We start from the raw sequence: 15,237 nt of genomic DNA, 5'->3' as shown, positions 1-15,237 counted from the left end.
GCCATGGTTTGTCGCAGCTTCGAATGCGCTCGATGAACGCGCATTGCCCTGGGCGGGACCTGCGAATTTCGATGTTCTGGTGCGCCCGGCAGGATTCGAACCTGCGACCTACGGTTTCGGAAACCGGCACTCTATCCAGCTGAGCTACGGGCGCGTGGAGGGCGGATTCTAAAGCACGGCGCCCGGCGAAGCCACGGAACGAACAAAAAAGGGCCGCCGGACCGGGCTTGTCCGGCGCGGCGCACGCCACCCCGCCTCCAGAGCCTGGTGTTCTGCGCCGCCGCGCTCAAGCTTTGTAGGCCGGCACCTGGAAGCTGCGGCGCATCATCGCCTCGAGCTGGGTATCGGACAGCAGGCGCTTCATCATGCCCATCGGCTTCACGTCCTTGCCGAGATACTCCATCGGCTTCCACTTCTTCTTGTCGAGGATGACCAGCGTGCCGGCCAGTGCCTGCTCGGGCGTGGCGCCGCTCTTTTCCAGCATGTCGGGCAGCACTCGCGTCATCACGCGCTTCAGGTACGGCTCGTAGACCTGGCGCACCGCTTCCGGCTGCTCGTTCCAGCTGCGCTCGGTGTTGGCGTGCGAGTTCGCCGACATCGCTGTCAGCACGCCGCCGGGAATGATCGAGGTGACCTGAATGCCGAACGGCGCGAGCTCGTGGCGCAGGGTCAGCGTCATGCCGTGGATGGCATGCTTGGTCATGTTGTAGGCGCCGGCGCCGACCGGGTTGGCGAGGATGGCGCCGGAGCTGTAGTTGGCGATGCGCGAACCGGGCGCGCTGCGGCGGATCAGCGGCAGGAAGGCCTGGATCACGCGCAGCTGGCCGAACAGATTGATGTTGAACAGGCGCTGCACCGCCGCGAAATCGGCCGCTTCCAGCACGCCGGTGCCGATGTTGGCGACACCGGCGACATTCATCAGCAGATCGAGCCCGCCGCCGCCCAGCGCGTCGGTCACGAATCCGGCGCTCGCCTTCACCGATTCGTCCTTCGACACGTCCTGCTCGACGACGACGACGTTGCCGCCGGTGACGAGATCCGTGGGCGCGCCGGGCAGCACGCCGGCGAACACGCGCCAGCCGCGCGCCGCCAGTGCCTTCGTCAGCAGATTCGCCTGTCCGACATTCGCGCCGGTGATGAACGCCGTCTGCATTTTCCGATCCTCAAAAACACGGGGCGGCAAAGCCGCCCCGTTTGACAGTCACTCGCAGAGTTCTTAATGGCCGCCGCGCGCCGCCGCTTCCGGGCTGAACATCGCCGGCGTCAGCGGCTTGTTGGTGCGCCACCAGCCATCGCCGCGCTCGTTGACCATGTAGCCGGCCTCGTAGGCCTTCGCCGTCAGGTCGTGATAGACCGAGGTGCCGCGGTGGAAGGTCTGCGATTCCTGCGAGAAGAAGTAGTTGACGAAGGCCACGCGCCACAGCTGGCCGCGCGCGTCGTAGTTGTCGGCCCACAGCGCCATCCAGGTGTCCTCGTCGACGTACAGGCGTCGCTTGCTGTAGATGTGGCGCACGCCCTGCTTGAGCGAGCCTTCGAGTATCCACACGCGGTGCAGCTCGTAGCGCTCGTAGTCCGGGTTGATGGTGTTCGGCTTGATGATGTCCGTGTACTTGAGCGCCGGATCATTGATCTTGAAGTTGTGGTACGGCACGTAGATTTCCTGCTTGCCGACCAGCTTCCAGGTGTAGCGCTCCGGCGAGCCGTTGAATACGTAGTCGTCGTCGACCGTGCGCAGTCCGGCCGGCGGCACCGGGTAGTCGAAGCCGACTTCCGGCGCCTGGCGCACGCGGCGGATGCCGGGCTGGTACTGCCAGGACTGCGTCGAATCGTTCTTGAAGTTGTTCGGCTGGATGCCGACGGCGACAAAGCCCTTGTCGCGTTCCGGCAGCAGGTAGCCGGTGTAGAAGTAGGCGTTGATCTTGTCGGTGAACGAGCCGCGCTTCTTCGGGTCGTTGCCCGGGTTCAGCGTCATGAACTTGTTGCGGCCCCAGGCGATGCTGCCGTTCGAATAGACGTCGGCGATGTCGCAGACCGCCTGCTCGGTCCAGGCGCGATGCGGGTTGATGACGTTCCAGATCGCTTCGAGGCCGCTCTTCGGGAAGGGGAACGGAATCGCGCCGCTGATGCCGGTGATGCCGAGACCGTCATCGACGACTTCCGAGGTCGTCGCGTTCTTCTTGACCGTGTCGCAGACCCAGGCCGGCACGCCGAAGTCGCGGTGGCTCGGATACACGTTCATGCGGTACGAATCGGGGAACTGCTTGAGCAGCGCCTTCTGGCCTTCGGTCAGCTTGGCTTCGTACTGCGCCATGTTCTTCGCGGTGACCGTGAACAGCGGCTTCTCGTCGGCATAAGGTCCGGGTTCGTAGCCGAACGGCTTCTTCATGCCCGGCCAGCTGTCGAGGTACTTGCCGGTGTATTCGGCGACGCCGCCCGGCGAGCCGGCCTTCTCGGCGCCGATGCACGTCAGCTTCGGACCGTCGAGCTCCGCCGCTTTCGCGGCATCGACCTTCGCGTAAGCCTGCGGCGCGGCAAAGCCGATCGCGCTGACGGCGAAGCAGGACGCCAGAACCGTTTTGACCTTCATGTTCTCTCCTCGTCGTTGGAATCGCCGGAGACGATCCCATCAAAGCGCGCGCAGGACATTCGCTGCGCCGCGTGAGCGGCCTGTCGCCATCGTCGCGTGAAGCCGATCGTGTGCGGGCCGGAGCGCGGTGCGCGCCACGCGCACATCGCCGTGGAGCTATCGTAGTTGCGAATCGGCGCGGTGCCTCGTCCGAAACGAGTATCCGCGCCGCGGCCTGCGTTCAGAGATAGTCGTTCAGCAGGCTGGCGGCGACGCGCGTCTCGTCGGCGAAGCGCGTCTCCATGTCGGCGAGCGCCATCTTCTCGATCTGGCCGCCGAGCAGCGGCACGCTCGATTTGATCGTCCAGTCGTAGACCACGCGCGTGTGCTTGCCGTCGGCGACGATCTGCGCCGTGCACGCGCAGTCGATCGGCATCATGCCGGCATCGACCTTGACGCTGCCGCGCCGCTCGGCGAGATGCCAGAGCTCCTCGTTGACGACCGTCGCCTCGGCCTTCTTGCCGCCCGGCATCTGCACCGGCACCTTGCGCTCGACGCGGATGCGGAAGGTGTTGGCATCGGCCTCCTGCGCCAGGACCTTGTACGGCAGGCCGAGCGCATCGAGCTTCTTCACGTGGAAGGCCTTGTCGCCGAACATGCGGACGACCACGTCCGGTGGCGCGGCAAAGCGCGCCTGCATCTGATGCTTCATGGCCTTCTCCCCCTCGTTGTTCCCGGCTTCAACCGGCGTAGATCTCGAACGATTCCTTCGGTGAACCGCATTCCGGACAGACCCAGCCGTCCGGCAGCTCGCTGAACCGGGTGCCCGGCGCGATGCCGTGTTCGGGCATGCCGAGCGCCTCGTCGTAGATGTAGCCGCAGATCACGCAGATCCATTTGTCCATGGCGTCGTCTCCCGGGCCGCGCGTCAGCGCTCGCGCCGCCGCGTATGCAAGGTCCTGGCGAGGTTCTCGCGCTTCTCGCGCGCGGCGGCGTAGCCGGACAGCATCGTGCGCAGGGCGACGCGCCAGTCGACCAGCATCGCCGTCTCGCCGAGATTGCCCAGCAGCGCGCGCGCGTGCGGCAGCTCGCCCTCGTCGCGCTCGTCGAAGGTGCGGTCGATCAGCTGATGCCAGGGCTCCTGGTTCTGGATGCTGGCCTTGAGGCCGGCGGCGCCGAGCGCGGCGCCGAGCGTGACCATGCCGATCCAGTGGAACAGCGCCGCGCTTTCCTCGGCGCGGAAGCCGTGCGCCGCCATCGCCTCGATGAACTGTTCGAGGATGTCGAGCTCGGCGTGCGGCCCGAGGCGGCCCTTGAGCAGCTCGGCGATCAGCAGCGGCTCGGCGGTCAGCACCTCGAACAGGCCCTCGGCGTAGCGCTCGGCGAGCGCCGTCCAGTGCTCATGCGCGCCGTCCGGCAGGCGGCGCGCGAGCATGATCTGGAAAGTCGCCAGGCGCAGCAGCTCGTCGCGGTTGTGGACGTGCCGGTACAGCGTCGCCTGCGCGACGCCGAGCCGGTCGGCGATCTGCTTGAAGGTGACGGTGTCGAGGCCGATCTCGATCGCCGCCGCGATGATCGCCTGCACGGTGACGGCCGGCGGCCGTCCGACGCGCGCCACGGCCGGCGCCGGCGCGCTCGCCGCCCCGGCCACCACCCCCTGAGGCTGCCTCTCCGACACTCCCCGTCCAGTCCTGCGCATGATGGCGCTGTGCTCCATGCCGCCGAGTTTCAATAACGCATGCCCGGAATTCTTCGTCCGCCCGGACGACGGGGCAAGTCGGCGCCCGCCGCGCCCGCGGTCTCAGCCGGCCCAGACCGGCACGCCGGCGCGCCAGGTCATGCGCACGCGCGCCGCGCCGAGCCGCGTGCGCAGCGCCGCCCACGGCGTGGCCAGCAGGCAGAGATCGGCCGGCGCGCCGACCGCGAGCGGCGGCGCCGGCCGCGTCGGCGTGCGCAGCGCGCCGGTGAACAGGGCGTGCGCGGCCTCCGGCGTCAGCGTCTCGTCCGCGCCGAGCAGCGCGCCGCGCGGCGTGCGGCGCTCGCAGGCGGCCTGCATGGCGCGCCAGGGATCGGCGTCGCCGAACGGCGCGTCGGTGCTGCCGGCCAGCGCCACGCCGGCCGCCTGCAGGCCGCGCAAGCGGTACAGCCAGGCACGATCCTGCGGCTCGACCTCGGCGAGATACGCATCGCCGCGCTCGGCGACGAAGTTCGGCTGCGTCACCACCCACAGGCGGCGACGCGCCAGCTCGGCGGCGAGTTCCGGCGGCGCGACCGCGGCGTGCTCGATGCGGTCGCCGCCGCGCGTGCCGGTCTCGGCCAGCGCGCCGAGCACGTAGACCAGTTCGGTGCGCGTCACGCAGTGGAAGGCGACATTGCGGCCGTGCGCGTGACTGCGGCGGATCGCCGCGCACAGCGCCTCGAAATCCGGCAGCGCGTGCTCGTGCAGATGGAACTTGTGCGCGCCACGCGCCACGCCGGGCCGGTCGGCCTCGGCGTCGAGCCGCGCATCGCCCATCACGCACAGCGCCTGCAGCAGTTCGCCGCGCGCCTGCAGCGCCGCGAAATGCGCGAGATCGTCGGGGCCGTTGGTGTGTGTGGTGTCGGTCAGGCCGACCACGCCGCGCGCCGCCAGCGCGTGGCTCAGCGCCTGCAGCGCGGGCCGCGCGCGCGGCAGGCGCGTGCGCAGCCAGTCGTCGGCGTCGTAGAGGCGTCCCGTCAGCCGGCCGTCGACGCGCTCGAAGGGATCGTCGCCGTCGTCGCGCGCGCCGAGCGCGGCGAGCGCCGCCGAGTTGAAAATCCACAGCCGGCCGCTGCGCTGCTGGATGCGCAGCGGCCGCGACGCGACGACACGATCGAGCCGCGCGCGATCGAGCGGCCCGGCCACCGTTTCGTGATAGCCGACGCCGCGCAGCCAGCCCTCGCCCTGCGCGGCCGCCGCGCGCAGCGCCGCGACCAGGGCCGCCTCGTCCTGCACCTGCGGCGGGCCGCAGGCGACCGAGGCGCGCGCCGCGGCGAGCGCCTGCAGATGGATGTGGTGATCGCGCAGCGCCGGCAGCAGGGCGCCGCCGTCGGCGTCGATCACCGTCTCGTCGCCCTGCGCATGCAGGCGCGCGCCGATCGCGGCGATGCGGCCGTCGGCGATGCGCAGATCGACGACTGGTCCGAAGTGCAGCTCGGCGCGGCGAATCAGCATGCGATGCCCCAGCCTTGCAGCACGCGCGTCGTATCGGCGCCGAGCGCCGCCGCCGTGCCGCGCGCGGCGCGCGCGGGCGGCAGGCCTGCTTCGAGGCCGGCGACGCACGCGGTCCACTCGCGCTGCCGCGCGCGCAGGGCCTCGTCGTCGCGTGGCCGGTCGAACTGCGCGACGTGGCGCGCAACATCGCGCAGCGCCAGCGCGAGCAGGCGCCCGCCGCCGGCGCGATGGCTGGCCCAGGCGGCGAGCGCGGCGTGCAGGCCGGTCAGCGGGTCGGCGATCGCATCGCCGACGAAGACGCGCGCGCCGCTGGCGCGGTACAGGATTTCCGACAGGCCGGCGGCGACGCCGGCGTCGTCGCCGTAGGCGATCCACTGCGCCTGCGGCTCGGCGCGGCCGTAGCCGGTGAGGCTGACCCAGGTCAGCCCGGCGTTCTCGCGCAGCAGCGCCTCGGCCTCGATGCCCATCTGCCGCAGCGCGCGCGGCCGCGAGGCCTCGATGACGATATCGGCGCGCAGCAGCAGCTCGCGCAGCTGTGCGCGGCCGCGCGGCGTGTGCAGCTCGAGCGCGACGCTGCGCTTGCCGGCGTTGAGCAGATCGAAGAACGCCGCCGGCCCCTGGCGCGCGCCGTCGGGACGCGTCGTGCTCTCGCACTTGATCACCTCGGCGCCGCAGCGCTGCAGCAGCTGCGTGCACAGCGGGCCGGCCCACAGCGAGGACAGATCGACGACGCGCGGCGGCCGCGCGGGTTTCATCGCGAAATGCGCGTCGCCGCGCGGCAGCTCGAACCAGGCCGTGCGCTCGTGCGGCGCGTCCACGCCCGGCGCGACGGCCAGACCGAGCAGCCGGCCGCGCGCGACGAGTTCGTCGCGATGGCGCGTGCGCACGAGCCGCGCGACGCGATCCCAATCCGCCGCGTCGTCCTCCAGCCAGGCCGGCAGCAGCGACCAGTCATCGTCGCGCGCCAGGCTCAGGGCGAATGCGCCGTCGGCGGCATCGAGCAGGCGACAGGCGCCGCCGGCGGATCGCGCGCCCTGACGGCGCAGCCCCGTCAGCGCCGCGCGCTCGCCGAGCAGGCGGGCTCCGCGCAGATCGGCGAAGTCGGCCTGCGGCGCCAGCGTGGCGAGCGCGGCGAGCGCGCCGTCGGCGAGCGTGGCGAGCGGCACGGGACACATCAAGGGCGGTCCGTCGGCCTGACCGCTGAGCGCCATCAGGCCGCTCGCCGCGCAGGCGAGCGCCGGATGCTCGTCCGGCACCGGCGCCGGCGCCGATGCGGCGACGCCCAGACTCGCGAGCAGCGCATCGCGATAGGCGGCGCCCGGCGCCGCGGCATCGCGCGGCGCGCTCATCGTGCGCTCAACCGCCGCCGGCGTTGGTCTGACGATGAATCCACAGTTCCTCGGCACGCTGCTTGACGCCCGCCGTCATGCCGGCGAAGCCGTTTTCGAGCGCGCGACGGAACAGCGCCAGCACGACGACGCTGAGCCAGCCCTGCAGCTGGAAGTGCGAGCGATAGCGGCTGCGCGCGCCGTCGACCGGCGTGATCTCGTGCGAGCGCCGCGACGACAGCGCGCCGCCCGGCACCGGCTTCATGCTGTACGCGAAGCCCTTGCCCGCCGTGTATTCCTTCATCCACTCGCGCTGCGCCTGCGGCCGCGCGGTGAGCCTGACCTTCATGTCGATCGGGTCGCCCGGACGCAGGGTCGAGCGGCATTCGACGCAGAACGGATTCCACTCCGGATACTTCGCCAGATCGCTGATCACTTCCCAGACGACGTCGGCGGGGGCGTTGATGTCGACCGTCTTGTCGATGATGAACGGCATGGCGCGGCTCCGTGGCGGTCGCGGAAGATTAAACGCTGCGGCGGACGATGCGCAGTCTCCGCCCTCGCCCGCAAGCGGCAAGGACGGCGCTCAGCCGGCGAATTCCTGGCGGATCACGCGGCGCAGCACCTTGCCGGTCTCGTTGTACGGCAGCGCGTCCTTGAAGACGATGGCCTGCGGCACGCGCGAGGAGCGCAGCCGGCCCTTGACCAGCTCCTGCAGCTCGGCGGCGTCGACGGCGGCGCCGTCCTTGAGCACGATGGCCGCGGCGACGGCCTCGCCCCACTGCTCGTCGGGCATCGCCACGCAGGCGCAGTCGGCGACCGCCGGGTGCGAGAGCAGCACGTCCTCGATCTCGCCCGGCGAGATGTTCTCGCCGCCGCGCACGATGACGTCGTCGGCGCGGCCGTCGAGGAAGAGGTAGCCCTCGGCGTCGAGATAGCCGCGGTCCTTGGTCGGGAACCAGCCGTCGGCATCGAGCTGGCTGCCGAGCGAGAGGTATTCGCCGGACACCTGCGGGCCGCGCACGTAGACCATGCCGGCCTCCTCGGGCCCGAGCACCTTGCCGTCGTCGTCGCGAATCTCGATCTCGACCGCCGCCGGCCGGCCGACCGAGGCCAGGCGGCGGCGCACCAGCGGATCGTCGCTGGCGGCGGCGGCGCGGTGATCGTCCGGGCCGAGCACGGCGATCGTCGAGCTGGTCTCGGTGAGGCCGTAGGCGTTGGTGAAGTCGACGCCCGGGAACAGCTGCATGGCCTTGGCGATCGTCGACAGCGGCATCTTGCCGCCGCCGTAGGCCAGCGCGCGCAGCGCCGGCAGGTCCGGCGCGGCGCCGTGCTCGACGAGGTGATCGACGATGCGGCCGAGCATGGTCGGCACGAGAAAGGCGTTGCTGACCTTCTCCCGGCGCATCGCCTCGAGCCAGGCGCGCGGTTCGAAGTTCGGCAGCAGCACCATGCGCCGGCAGGCATAGGTCGAGCTGAGCACCGCCGAGATGCCGGCGATGTGATACGGCGGCACGGTGACGACGATCGCGTCGTCCTCGTCGGCCGCGCCGAACTCGACGGTGCCGACGATGTAGCTCATCAGGTTTTCGTGGCGCAGGATCGCCGCCTTCGGCTTGCCGGTCGTGCCGCTGGTGAAGAGCTGCACGGCGATCGCGCGCGGGTCCTCGGCCGGCTGCGGCGGCGCGCCGTCGAGCGGCGGCAGTGCGAGGAATTCGCCGCGATCGAGAATCCCCAGGTCGGCGCGTGGCACGAGCAGCTTGCGGTAGTCGTCGATCGTGATCAGCAGCGCCGGCGCGATGCGCTCGACCAGCTCGTTCAACTCCGGCGCCGTCAGGCGGTAGTTGAGCGGCACGTAGGGCACGCCGGCGTAGGCCGCGGCGAACACGGCGATCGGCGTCGCCGGGCTGGCGACGTCGAGCAACGCGACGCAGCGCGCGCCGGAGGCCTGGATGCGCGCCGCCGCGCGCAGCGCCGCTTCGCGCAGTGCGGCGTAGGTGTAGCGCTCGTCGCCGACGACCAGCGCCACGCGTTCGCCGAACGCTTCGGCGGCCATGTCGAGAATGGTGGAGATGTTCATGGTGCTCGGGCGGTTGCGATCGGCTGGCGGGTCGGCGTTCCAGGTGCCCTGCATTCTCCCCGACCTCGCGGCTGCCCGGCGCGGGGCGCCGGTCGGGATGAGGGCGGATCAAGCGGCATTGCGGAAACGATCAAGAAGCGTCGGCGCCGCAGGCTCGCCGCTCGCCGCCCCGCGCCACGCGGACGCTCAGTCCGACGACGGCAGCTGCTTGGCCTGCTTCACTTCGAGCGGCGTCGTGCCGAGGCTCAGGCCGCCCTTGCCGCCCTTGGTGCAGAGCAGCTCAAGCGATTCGTCGGCGTTGACATAGCGCTTGCCGATCAGCGTCGGCCCGCCAAAGGCGGCATCCGGTTCGCCGCCCGCGCTGTCGGTCGGCGCCACCATCGGCGCGCCACCGCAACGCAGATCGTGCTCGCCGGCCGGCGCCTTGACGACCATCACCTGCGTTTCGCAAACCGCGCTCTTGAAGCGCGAACCGGGCTTCAATGCCGTCGCCATGCTGTCCTTCTCCTCGACGTGGGTGCGTGAACTGTAAGGAAGCCGCCGCCTTCCGACCCCGTCCACTTGTGGGAGGTGAGTCCGACTCGGGGCGCGCGGCGGCGCACGCCCCGCCGGGAGATCCTCATTGCCTGCGGCCGGCGCCGGCGTTCGCCGTCGCCGCGAACCGCTTCCCGGACCTTTCGCATGCCGCGCCGACGCAGGCCCCGCCGTACACGCCGAGCCCTCGATGTCGAGGACAGGCGATGGTGAAGGAACCGCGGTGCAGGGCCTGGTGATTCGGGTCGCCGCGATACGGCGCTTGTCGCCATGGGAGTGCCAGTCCGGACCGAACCGGCACCGAGTGATCTCGACGCCATCGCCGACTATACCGCCCTGGAAAATCCGGAAGCCGCCAAAGAACTGGTGCGGCGCGTTTTTCAGCACGTCGGTCAGCTGGCGGCTCATCCCGGAGCGGATCGAAGCCGCAGGAACTCAAGGGCTGGCGCTACCGGCGAATCGTCGAGGCGCCCTGCCGGATTTTCTATCGTCGGGATGACGATCGCATTTACATCCTGTACGTCATGCGCGGCGAGCGCCTGCTGCGGACAAAGCTGCTGTCCGCACGCAGCAAGAAGACAACCGCAAGGCGGCGCTCGACGTCAGCGAGTTCAGCGACGAGCTGCTGACCGCGCGCGGGACGGCGCGCGTACAGCGCGACTTCAGCTGGGCACCGGACAATCGCGCAACGAACGGCGGATCTGCCGCCCACGTGGAGGGATTCACATGCGACGCAATATCGAAGCGACGGCCGGTCTTCTGCTGCTGGCGGCGCTGTGCGCGGCCGCGGGACTGGCGCAGGCGGCCGAGGCCAATCCGGCCGACATGAAGCAGGCCGACAAATTCCTGGCGCAGTTGCCGAAAACCTGCGGCGCCAGCAGCAAGTCGGTCGCCGACGACGGTTCCGTCAACATCCGCATCAAGTGCGACGGCAACGGCAAGAAGATGGACGGCCTGGTCGCGATCAAGGACGGCATCGTCACCAAGGTCGAATAGCGGCGGCCAATCGCGCGGCCCGGCGCCGCGATGCGGCGCCTTCAGGCGCGCAGGGCCGCCTGCCACGCGCCGACGCGCCGGAACAGCTGCGCGCGCGCCGGAAACAGGAAATGACTGTGCCCGGTCTCCGGCAGCACGAGCAGCGTGATGTCGGACGAACCGCTGAACGCCGCCGGCACCTGATGCGCGGGGCCGACCATGTCGCGGGCGCCGACGCCGAGAAACACCGGCACCGCGATGCTCGCCGCTTCCGGCGCGACGTTGCCGGGCACGATCGACAGCGTCGCGGGAATGGGCAGCAGGCAGTCGGTCGCGGCCTTGAGCGCGGCCACGCCGGCCGGCTCGGCTTTGCTGCTGCCGAACAGCTCGCTGTTGCCGGCGCGCGCGGCGTGAATCACGGGATAGGCCTGGCCGCCGTACATCTTCCGGGCGATGTCGAGCAGCAGCGGCCGTGCGGCGAGCGGATCGCCGATGTCCTTGAGCGGCGGCGGCGCGTACTCCGGCAGGCCACGCGTCGAGAAGCCGAGCAGCACGACGGCCGCGTGCGGCGCATGCGCGTGCTGCTGCAGGATCGTCATCATTGCGCCCATCGAATGGCCGACGCCGATGCTGGCGAGGTCCGGCAGCGCGCCGAGCCGCGGATGCGCGCTGCCGTCGCGCAGCTTCGCCATCAGCGTTTCATGGACGTGGCGATGGATCGCGGTCAGCGTGTCCGGCGTGCACAGCCAGCCGTCGTCCGGCTTGCTGCTGTCGCCGAGGCCGAGGTAATCGACGGCGGCGACGACGAAGCCCTGCGCGGCCATCGCGCGCGCGAAGCTGAAGCTCGTGTCGGGCGGACCGCCGCCTTCCGCCGGCGGCAGCAGATCGCCCCCGCCCGCCTTGGCGGGCGGGATCAAGTCAAAGTAGCGGCGATTCATGTTGCCGCCCGGCAGACACCACAGCAGCGCGCGCGGCGGCACGTCCGGCGGCGGCGCGAACAGATCGACGGCGATCCGCGGCGCGCGCTCGCCGGGCAGGCTCGCGCCGGCGTCGAGCCGCAGCGTCAGCGGCGCGGCCACGCCTTCGGCCTCGCTCGTCATGCGCTTCGCGCGGGCCTCAGGCGCGCGCGAGCACGGCGCCGGCCATGCCCGACGAGACGAGCACGTGCTCGACGGTCTTCTTCGTCACCTGGTTGTGCGAGGTGCCGCGAATCTGCCGCACGCCCTCGATCATGCTGTTCATGCCGTGGATGTAGGCCTCGCCGCTGAGGCCGCCGTTGGTGTTGGTCGGCAGCGGTCCGTCGAGCGCCATGCCGCCGGATTTGACGAAATCCTTGCCCTCGCCCGGCTTGCAGAAGCCGAAGGCTTCGAGCTGCAGCAGCACGTGCGGGGTGAAGGCGTCGTAGATCGCCGCCATCTGCATGTCGGAGGGCGCCAGGCCGGTCATCGCCCACAGGCGTTTGGCGACGCCCTGCGCCTCCGGCATCACCGTGAGATCGTCGTGGTAGTAATTGGAGATCACTTCCACGTTGTACGGAATCGACTGCGTGGCGCCGAGGATGTGCACTGGCTTCTGCTGCAGATCGCGCGCACGGTCGAGGCTGGTGACGAGGATCGCCACGCCGCCGTCGCTCTCCTGGCAGCAGTCGAGCAGGCGCAGCCAGGGCTCCTGGATCCACTTCGAGCTCTGATGATCCTCGAGCGTGATCGGCTTGCCGTAGAACCACGCCGCCGGATTGTTCGCCGCGTAGGCGCGCTGCTGCACGCTGATGTAGCCGAGATCGCGGTTCGTCACGCCGTACTTCTGCATGTAGCGCGCCGCCTGCAGCGCGCCCCAGCTCGCCGGCGTCATCGCGCCGTAGGGCACGCACCACAGCAGCGAGCCGGTACCGTTGCCCGACTGGTACTGCATCTGCTGGCCCTGCGGATTCTGGCCGAAGCGGTACTGGCTGCGTTCGTTCATCGCGCGCCAGATCAGCACGTTGTTGCACAGGCCGGCGTTGACCGCGGCCATCGCCTGGTAGATCGTCGCCGCCGCCGCCGCGCCGCCGCCCGGGATGCGCGTGGTGTACGCCAGATCCTTCACGCCGAGGCAGCGCGCGAGATTGATCTCGTCGCTGTTGTCGATGGTGAAGGTGATCATGCCGTCGATGTCGTGCGGGTTGACCCCGGCGTCGCGGCAGGCCGCCAGCGCGCACTCGGCGGCGAGCTGCAGCTCGCTGCGGCCCGAGGCCTTGGAGAACTCGGTCTGGCCGATGCCGGCGATCGCCGCTTCCGTGAATTTTCTTGCCATGTCTGCGTTCTCGTTCTTCTTATTTTCCGGCCGGCTTGAAGACGGGGACCTTGTGGTTGTTCATGGTCGCCTCGAACGTCACCACGACCGGCATGTCCGGGCGGATTTCGTCGTGCGCGCAGTCGACGACGTTGGAGACGAAGCGGATGCCTTCCTCGAGCTGGATCACCGCGACGATCGGCGCCTCCTTGAAGCCGAACGGCGCCGGATGGCGCGGAATCGTCCAGCCATGCACGGTGCCGCGACCCGACAGCGGCACGATCTGCCGGTTCAGGCTGAAGCACTGCGGACACATCGGCCGCGGCGGGAAGGTGAACAGCCCGCAGTCGCCGCACTTCTGGCCGACGAACTGCTCCTGATCGGCCGCGTCCCAGAAGAACTTCGCGTCGAGCGTGACGATCGGCGGAATGCGTGTGGGCTTGGGCGCGGCGGGTGCCGCCGGCGCGCTGTCGGTCGGAGTGCTCATCGTGTGTCCTGAACCTGGGATCTGGATTTCGGGTCGCCGCACGTGACGCGGGCGACGATGCTGGATCGACGATAGCCGGCGCAACGCCGGTGCGGCCTGATACAAACGGGTGATACAAAGGATGACGCCTCGTCGCCGTTCGACTTGTCGACCCCGGCAGCGTATCCTCGCCGCCCTTCCCCAGCCTTCGGCGTGAGTCCACGCCGCCAGCGGAGATCGTCCGCCGGCCTCCCCGACCGCTCGCGCCTCGCGCCTTCGATCCCGGACCTGCGCAGGCCGGCAGCTCGCCGGCGCCTTTCGCCGTTGCGTGCAGCGGCGCCCTCCACCGCATCGGAGCGACAACGATGGCCAAGACCAATTACGGATTCGAGAAACGCCAGCGCGAGCTGGCCAAGAAAAAGAAGAAGGACGAGAAGGAGCAGCGCAAGGCCGCTGCGCGCTCGGTCGGCACGCCGCCGGAGGGCGGGACTTTGCAGTGAGCTGTGCCGTCGCAGCCCGCTCCCACTCGCCGTTCCGCTGGAGAATGATCCATGGCCAAGGCCCGTTACTACATTCGCGTGATTCATAAAGGCCGCGAGAAGGACTACTTCGATTTCTGGCGCCGCGATCTGCGCCAGAACACCGCCGGTGAAGCGCTGACCGCCGAGCTGGTCGGCTTCGACGTCGCGCAGGCCGGCGCCAGCGTCGAGGAAGCGATCGCCGCCGTGCGCCGCAAGCACGCCGGCCTGCAGATCGACACGCAGAGCACGCGCGTCGACGAAGCCATCGTCGACTGATCAGCCGGCGATTGCGGCCGCTTCGCCGGCGAGCAGGAAGGCCAGCGCCTCGGCCGCCGGCTGCGCGACTTTCAGCTGCAGCAGATCGTCGGCGCGCGTGCGGCCGAGATTGACCGCGGCGAGCGGCTTGCCGGCCCGGGCCGCCGCCTGCGCGAAGCGGTAGCCGGACCACACCATCAGCGAGGACCCGACGACGAGCATCGCGTCGGCCGCCCGCAGCGCGGCCATCGCCGCGTCGACACGCTCGCGCGGCACGCTCTCGCCGAAGAACACCACGTCCGGCTTCAGCAGGCCGCCACAGGCCGGGCACGGCGGCACCGCGAAGGAAGAGAAATCGGCGTGCTCGAGATCGGCGTCGCCGTCCGGCGCGATGCCGGCGTCGAGGGTCGCCCACGCCGGATTGCGCTGCAGCAGGAGCTGCTGGAACTCCGCGCGCGGCCAGCGCCGCCCGCAGGACATGCAGCGCACGAGATCGAGCCGGCCGTGCAGATCGACGACCCGTTCACTGCCCGCCTGCTGGTGCAGGCGGTCGACGTTCTGCGTCAGCAGCAGCTCGACGCCGCCGCGGCTCTCCAGCGCCGCCAGCGCGCGGTGCGCGCTGTTCGGCTGCGAGCGTCCGAACAGGCGCCAGCCGACGACACTGCGCGCCCAGTAGCGCTGCCGGGTCGCGGGCTCGCCCATGAAGGCCTGATAGGTCACCGGCGGAGCGCGTTTCCAGGCGCCGTCGGCATCGCGATAGTCGGGAATGCCGGAGTCGGTGCTGACGCCGGCGCCGCTCAGGACGAACAGGCGCGGATGCCGGTCGATGAAGTCGCGCAGGGCGATGTCGCTCATGCCGCGAGTATGCCGGAGCAGGCCGGCAGTGGCTTGCGCGACAGGGCAAGGGCTCCGCTATGATCGCTCGCTCCCCGGGCTCATCGAGCGATGGGCTCTTGTACGGCGCAGGAGATGCGCGCTGCCATGCGGCGGAATGCCCGATGGCGGTGCCGCGGCGCGGTGCCGGGGAAAAACCCAAGCAAGGACGCCG

General features: G+C 70.2%; 17 protein-coding genes, 1 tRNA gene and 1 pseudogene. 4 read left to right on the top strand and 15 right to left on the bottom strand.

Annotated elements, in window-relative coordinates; translation table 11 throughout:
- Positions 1 to 77 precede the first annotated feature (77 nt).
- From K344_RS0108170 to K344_RS24640, 11 genes are all read right to left on the bottom strand, one after another.
- Positions 78 to 154, bottom strand: a tRNA-Arg gene (locus K344_RS0108170).
- 132 nt (positions 155 to 286) lie between these two features.
- Entirely contained in the window at positions 287 to 1,153 is an 867-nt protein-coding gene (locus tag K344_RS0108165; RefSeq protein ID WP_028080256.1) for an SDR family NAD(P)-dependent oxidoreductase, read from the bottom strand.
- 63 nt (positions 1,154 to 1,216) lie between these two features.
- Positions 1,217 to 2,587 carry a DUF1329 domain-containing protein gene (locus K344_RS0108160; protein WP_028080255.1) on the bottom strand — a complete coding sequence of 457 codons (1,371 nt, stop codon included), beginning with the start codon at positions 2,585 to 2,587 and terminating at the stop codon, positions 1,217 to 1,219.
- Positions 2,588 to 2,807: 220 nt separating this feature from the next.
- The gene (locus tag K344_RS0108155) at positions 2,808 to 3,278 is read right to left on the bottom strand and encodes a DUF2505 domain-containing protein (protein WP_028080254.1); all 471 of its coding nucleotides are present in this window, start codon (positions 3,276 to 3,278) and stop codon (positions 2,808 to 2,810) included.
- 28 nt (positions 3,279 to 3,306) lie between these two features.
- Complete coding sequence (locus K344_RS0108150) at positions 3,307 to 3,471, bottom strand: rubredoxin (protein ID WP_028080253.1); 165 nt, start codon at positions 3,469 to 3,471, stop codon at positions 3,307 to 3,309.
- A 23-nt stretch (positions 3,472 to 3,494) separates the two neighbouring features.
- Complete coding sequence (locus K344_RS22945) at positions 3,495 to 4,184, bottom strand: TetR family transcriptional regulator (protein ID WP_169729265.1); 690 nt, start codon at positions 4,182 to 4,184, stop codon at positions 3,495 to 3,497.
- A gap of 183 nt (positions 4,185 to 4,367) precedes the next feature.
- The gene (locus K344_RS0108140) at positions 4,368 to 5,759 is read right to left on the bottom strand and encodes an amidohydrolase family protein (protein WP_028080252.1); all 1,392 of its coding nucleotides are present in this window, start codon (positions 5,757 to 5,759) and stop codon (positions 4,368 to 4,370) included.
- On the bottom strand, positions 5,753 to 7,108 hold the full coding sequence (locus K344_RS20800; protein WP_084197160.1) for a CoA transferase: 1,356 nt from the start codon (positions 7,106 to 7,108) through the stop codon (positions 5,753 to 5,755). Before K344_RS20800 ends, K344_RS0108140 begins: the two co-directional genes overlap by 7 nt.
- Positions 7,109 to 7,115: 7 nt before the next feature.
- Positions 7,116 to 7,583 (bottom strand): SRPBCC domain-containing protein, encoded by a 468-nt coding sequence (locus K344_RS0108130; RefSeq protein WP_028080251.1) that lies wholly within the window; start codon positions 7,581 to 7,583, stop codon positions 7,116 to 7,118.
- Between the two features lie 90 nt (positions 7,584 to 7,673).
- Positions 7,674 to 9,167 (bottom strand): class I adenylate-forming enzyme family protein, encoded by a 1,494-nt coding sequence (locus tag K344_RS0108125; protein ID WP_028080250.1) that lies wholly within the window; start codon positions 9,165 to 9,167, stop codon positions 7,674 to 7,676.
- Between the two features lie 186 nt (positions 9,168 to 9,353).
- Entirely contained in the window at positions 9,354 to 10,109 is a 756-nt protein-coding gene (locus K344_RS24640) for a hypothetical protein (RefSeq protein ID WP_245586154.1), read from the bottom strand.
- Between K344_RS24640 and K344_RS24985 the strand changes: the two are divergent.
- A pseudogene (locus tag K344_RS24985) lies at positions 10,020 to 10,330 on the top strand (type II toxin-antitoxin system RelE/ParE family toxin). The gene K344_RS24640 and the pseudogene K344_RS24985 overlap by 90 nt on opposite strands.
- A gap of 97 nt (positions 10,331 to 10,427) precedes the next feature.
- Complete coding sequence (locus K344_RS0108110) at positions 10,428 to 10,697, top strand: PepSY domain-containing protein (RefSeq protein ID WP_028080247.1); 270 nt, start codon at positions 10,428 to 10,430, stop codon at positions 10,695 to 10,697.
- Positions 10,698 to 10,738: 41 nt separating this feature from the next.
- Here K344_RS0108110 and K344_RS0108105 read toward each other — a convergent pair whose 3' ends face one another.
- From K344_RS0108105 to K344_RS0108095, 3 genes are read right to left on the bottom strand one after another with little or no spacing between them, the layout of a single operon-like run.
- Positions 10,739 to 11,776 carry an alpha/beta hydrolase gene (locus K344_RS0108105; RefSeq protein ID WP_028080246.1) on the bottom strand — a complete coding sequence of 346 codons (1,038 nt, stop codon included), beginning with the start codon at positions 11,774 to 11,776 and terminating at the stop codon, positions 10,739 to 10,741.
- A 16-nt stretch (positions 11,777 to 11,792) separates the two neighbouring features.
- The gene (locus K344_RS0108100) at positions 11,793 to 12,968 is read right to left on the bottom strand and encodes a thiolase C-terminal domain-containing protein (protein WP_028080245.1); all 1,176 of its coding nucleotides are present in this window, start codon (positions 12,966 to 12,968) and stop codon (positions 11,793 to 11,795) included.
- A gap of 19 nt (positions 12,969 to 12,987) precedes the next feature.
- Complete coding sequence (locus K344_RS0108095) at positions 12,988 to 13,434, bottom strand: Zn-ribbon domain-containing OB-fold protein (protein ID WP_051362022.1); 447 nt, start codon at positions 13,432 to 13,434, stop codon at positions 12,988 to 12,990.
- A 344-nt stretch (positions 13,435 to 13,778) separates the two neighbouring features.
- On the opposite strand from K344_RS0108095, the gene K344_RS24795 reads away from it, so the two are divergent.
- Both K344_RS24795 and K344_RS0108085 read left to right on the top strand, forming a co-directional pair.
- A complete protein-coding gene (locus tag K344_RS24795; protein ID WP_281169446.1) occupies positions 13,779 to 13,913 on the top strand; it encodes a hypothetical protein in 135 nt (44 codons plus the stop codon).
- Between the two features lie 51 nt (positions 13,914 to 13,964).
- Positions 13,965 to 14,210, top strand: coding sequence for a hypothetical protein (locus tag K344_RS0108085; RefSeq protein ID WP_028080243.1), 246 nt, complete (start codon positions 13,965 to 13,967; stop codon positions 14,208 to 14,210).
- On the opposite strand, the gene K344_RS0108080 is transcribed toward K344_RS0108085, so the two are convergent.
- Complete coding sequence (locus K344_RS0108080) at positions 14,211 to 15,044, bottom strand: NAD-dependent protein deacetylase (protein WP_028080242.1); 834 nt, start codon at positions 15,042 to 15,044, stop codon at positions 14,211 to 14,213.
- Positions 15,045 to 15,237 lie beyond the last annotated feature (193 nt).

It is taken from the genome of Solimonas soli DSM 21787 (genome assembly GCF_000474945.1).
GTDB lineage: Bacteria > Pseudomonadota > Gammaproteobacteria > Nevskiales > Nevskiaceae > Solimonas > Solimonas soli.
The sequence above is the reverse complement of the archived record's forward strand: the minus strand, read 5'-3'. Positions and strand labels throughout refer to the sequence as shown.

Coding starts and splice junctions, on each gene's coding strand:
- K344_RS0108165 (WP_028080256.1), bottom strand. CDS start 1,153: ATGCAGACGGCGTTCATCACCGGCGCGAATGTCGGACAGGCGAATCTG.
- K344_RS0108160 (WP_028080255.1), bottom strand. CDS start 2,587: ATGAAGGTCAAAACGGTTCTGGCGTCCTGCTTCGCCGTCAGCGCGATC.
- K344_RS0108155 (WP_028080254.1), bottom strand. CDS start 3,278: ATGAAGCATCAGATGCAGGCGCGCTTTGCCGCGCCACCGGACGTGGTC.
- K344_RS0108150 (WP_028080253.1), bottom strand. CDS start 3,471: ATGGACAAATGGATCTGCGTGATCTGCGGCTACATCTACGACGAGGCG.
- K344_RS0108140 (WP_028080252.1), bottom strand. CDS start 5,759: ATGCTGATTCGCCGCGCCGAGCTGCACTTCGGACCAGTCGTCGATCTG.
- K344_RS20800 (WP_084197160.1), bottom strand. CDS start 7,108: ATGAGCGCGCCGCGCGATGCCGCGGCGCCGGGCGCCGCCTATCGCGAT.
- K344_RS0108130 (WP_028080251.1), bottom strand. CDS start 7,583: ATGCCGTTCATCATCGACAAGACGGTCGACATCAACGCCCCCGCCGAC.
- K344_RS0108125 (WP_028080250.1), bottom strand. CDS start 9,167: ATGAACATCTCCACCATTCTCGACATGGCCGCCGAAGCGTTCGGCGAA.
- K344_RS24640 (WP_245586154.1), bottom strand. CDS start 10,109: ATGAGCCGCCAGCTGACCGACGTGCTGAAAAACGCGCCGCACCAGTTC.
- K344_RS0108110 (WP_028080247.1), top strand. CDS start 10,428: ATGCGACGCAATATCGAAGCGACGGCCGGTCTTCTGCTGCTGGCGGCG.
- K344_RS0108105 (WP_028080246.1), bottom strand. CDS start 11,776: ATGACGAGCGAGGCCGAAGGCGTGGCCGCGCCGCTGACGCTGCGGCTC.
- K344_RS0108100 (WP_028080245.1), bottom strand. CDS start 12,968: ATGGCAAGAAAATTCACGGAAGCGGCGATCGCCGGCATCGGCCAGACC.
- K344_RS0108095 (WP_051362022.1), bottom strand. CDS start 13,434: ATGAGCACTCCGACCGACAGCGCGCCGGCGGCACCCGCCGCGCCCAAG.
- K344_RS24795 (WP_281169446.1), top strand. CDS start 13,779: ATGGCCAAGACCAATTACGGATTCGAGAAACGCCAGCGCGAGCTGGCC.
- K344_RS0108085 (WP_028080243.1), top strand. CDS start 13,965: ATGGCCAAGGCCCGTTACTACATTCGCGTGATTCATAAAGGCCGCGAG.
- K344_RS0108080 (WP_028080242.1), bottom strand. CDS start 15,044: ATGAGCGACATCGCCCTGCGCGACTTCATCGACCGGCATCCGCGCCTG.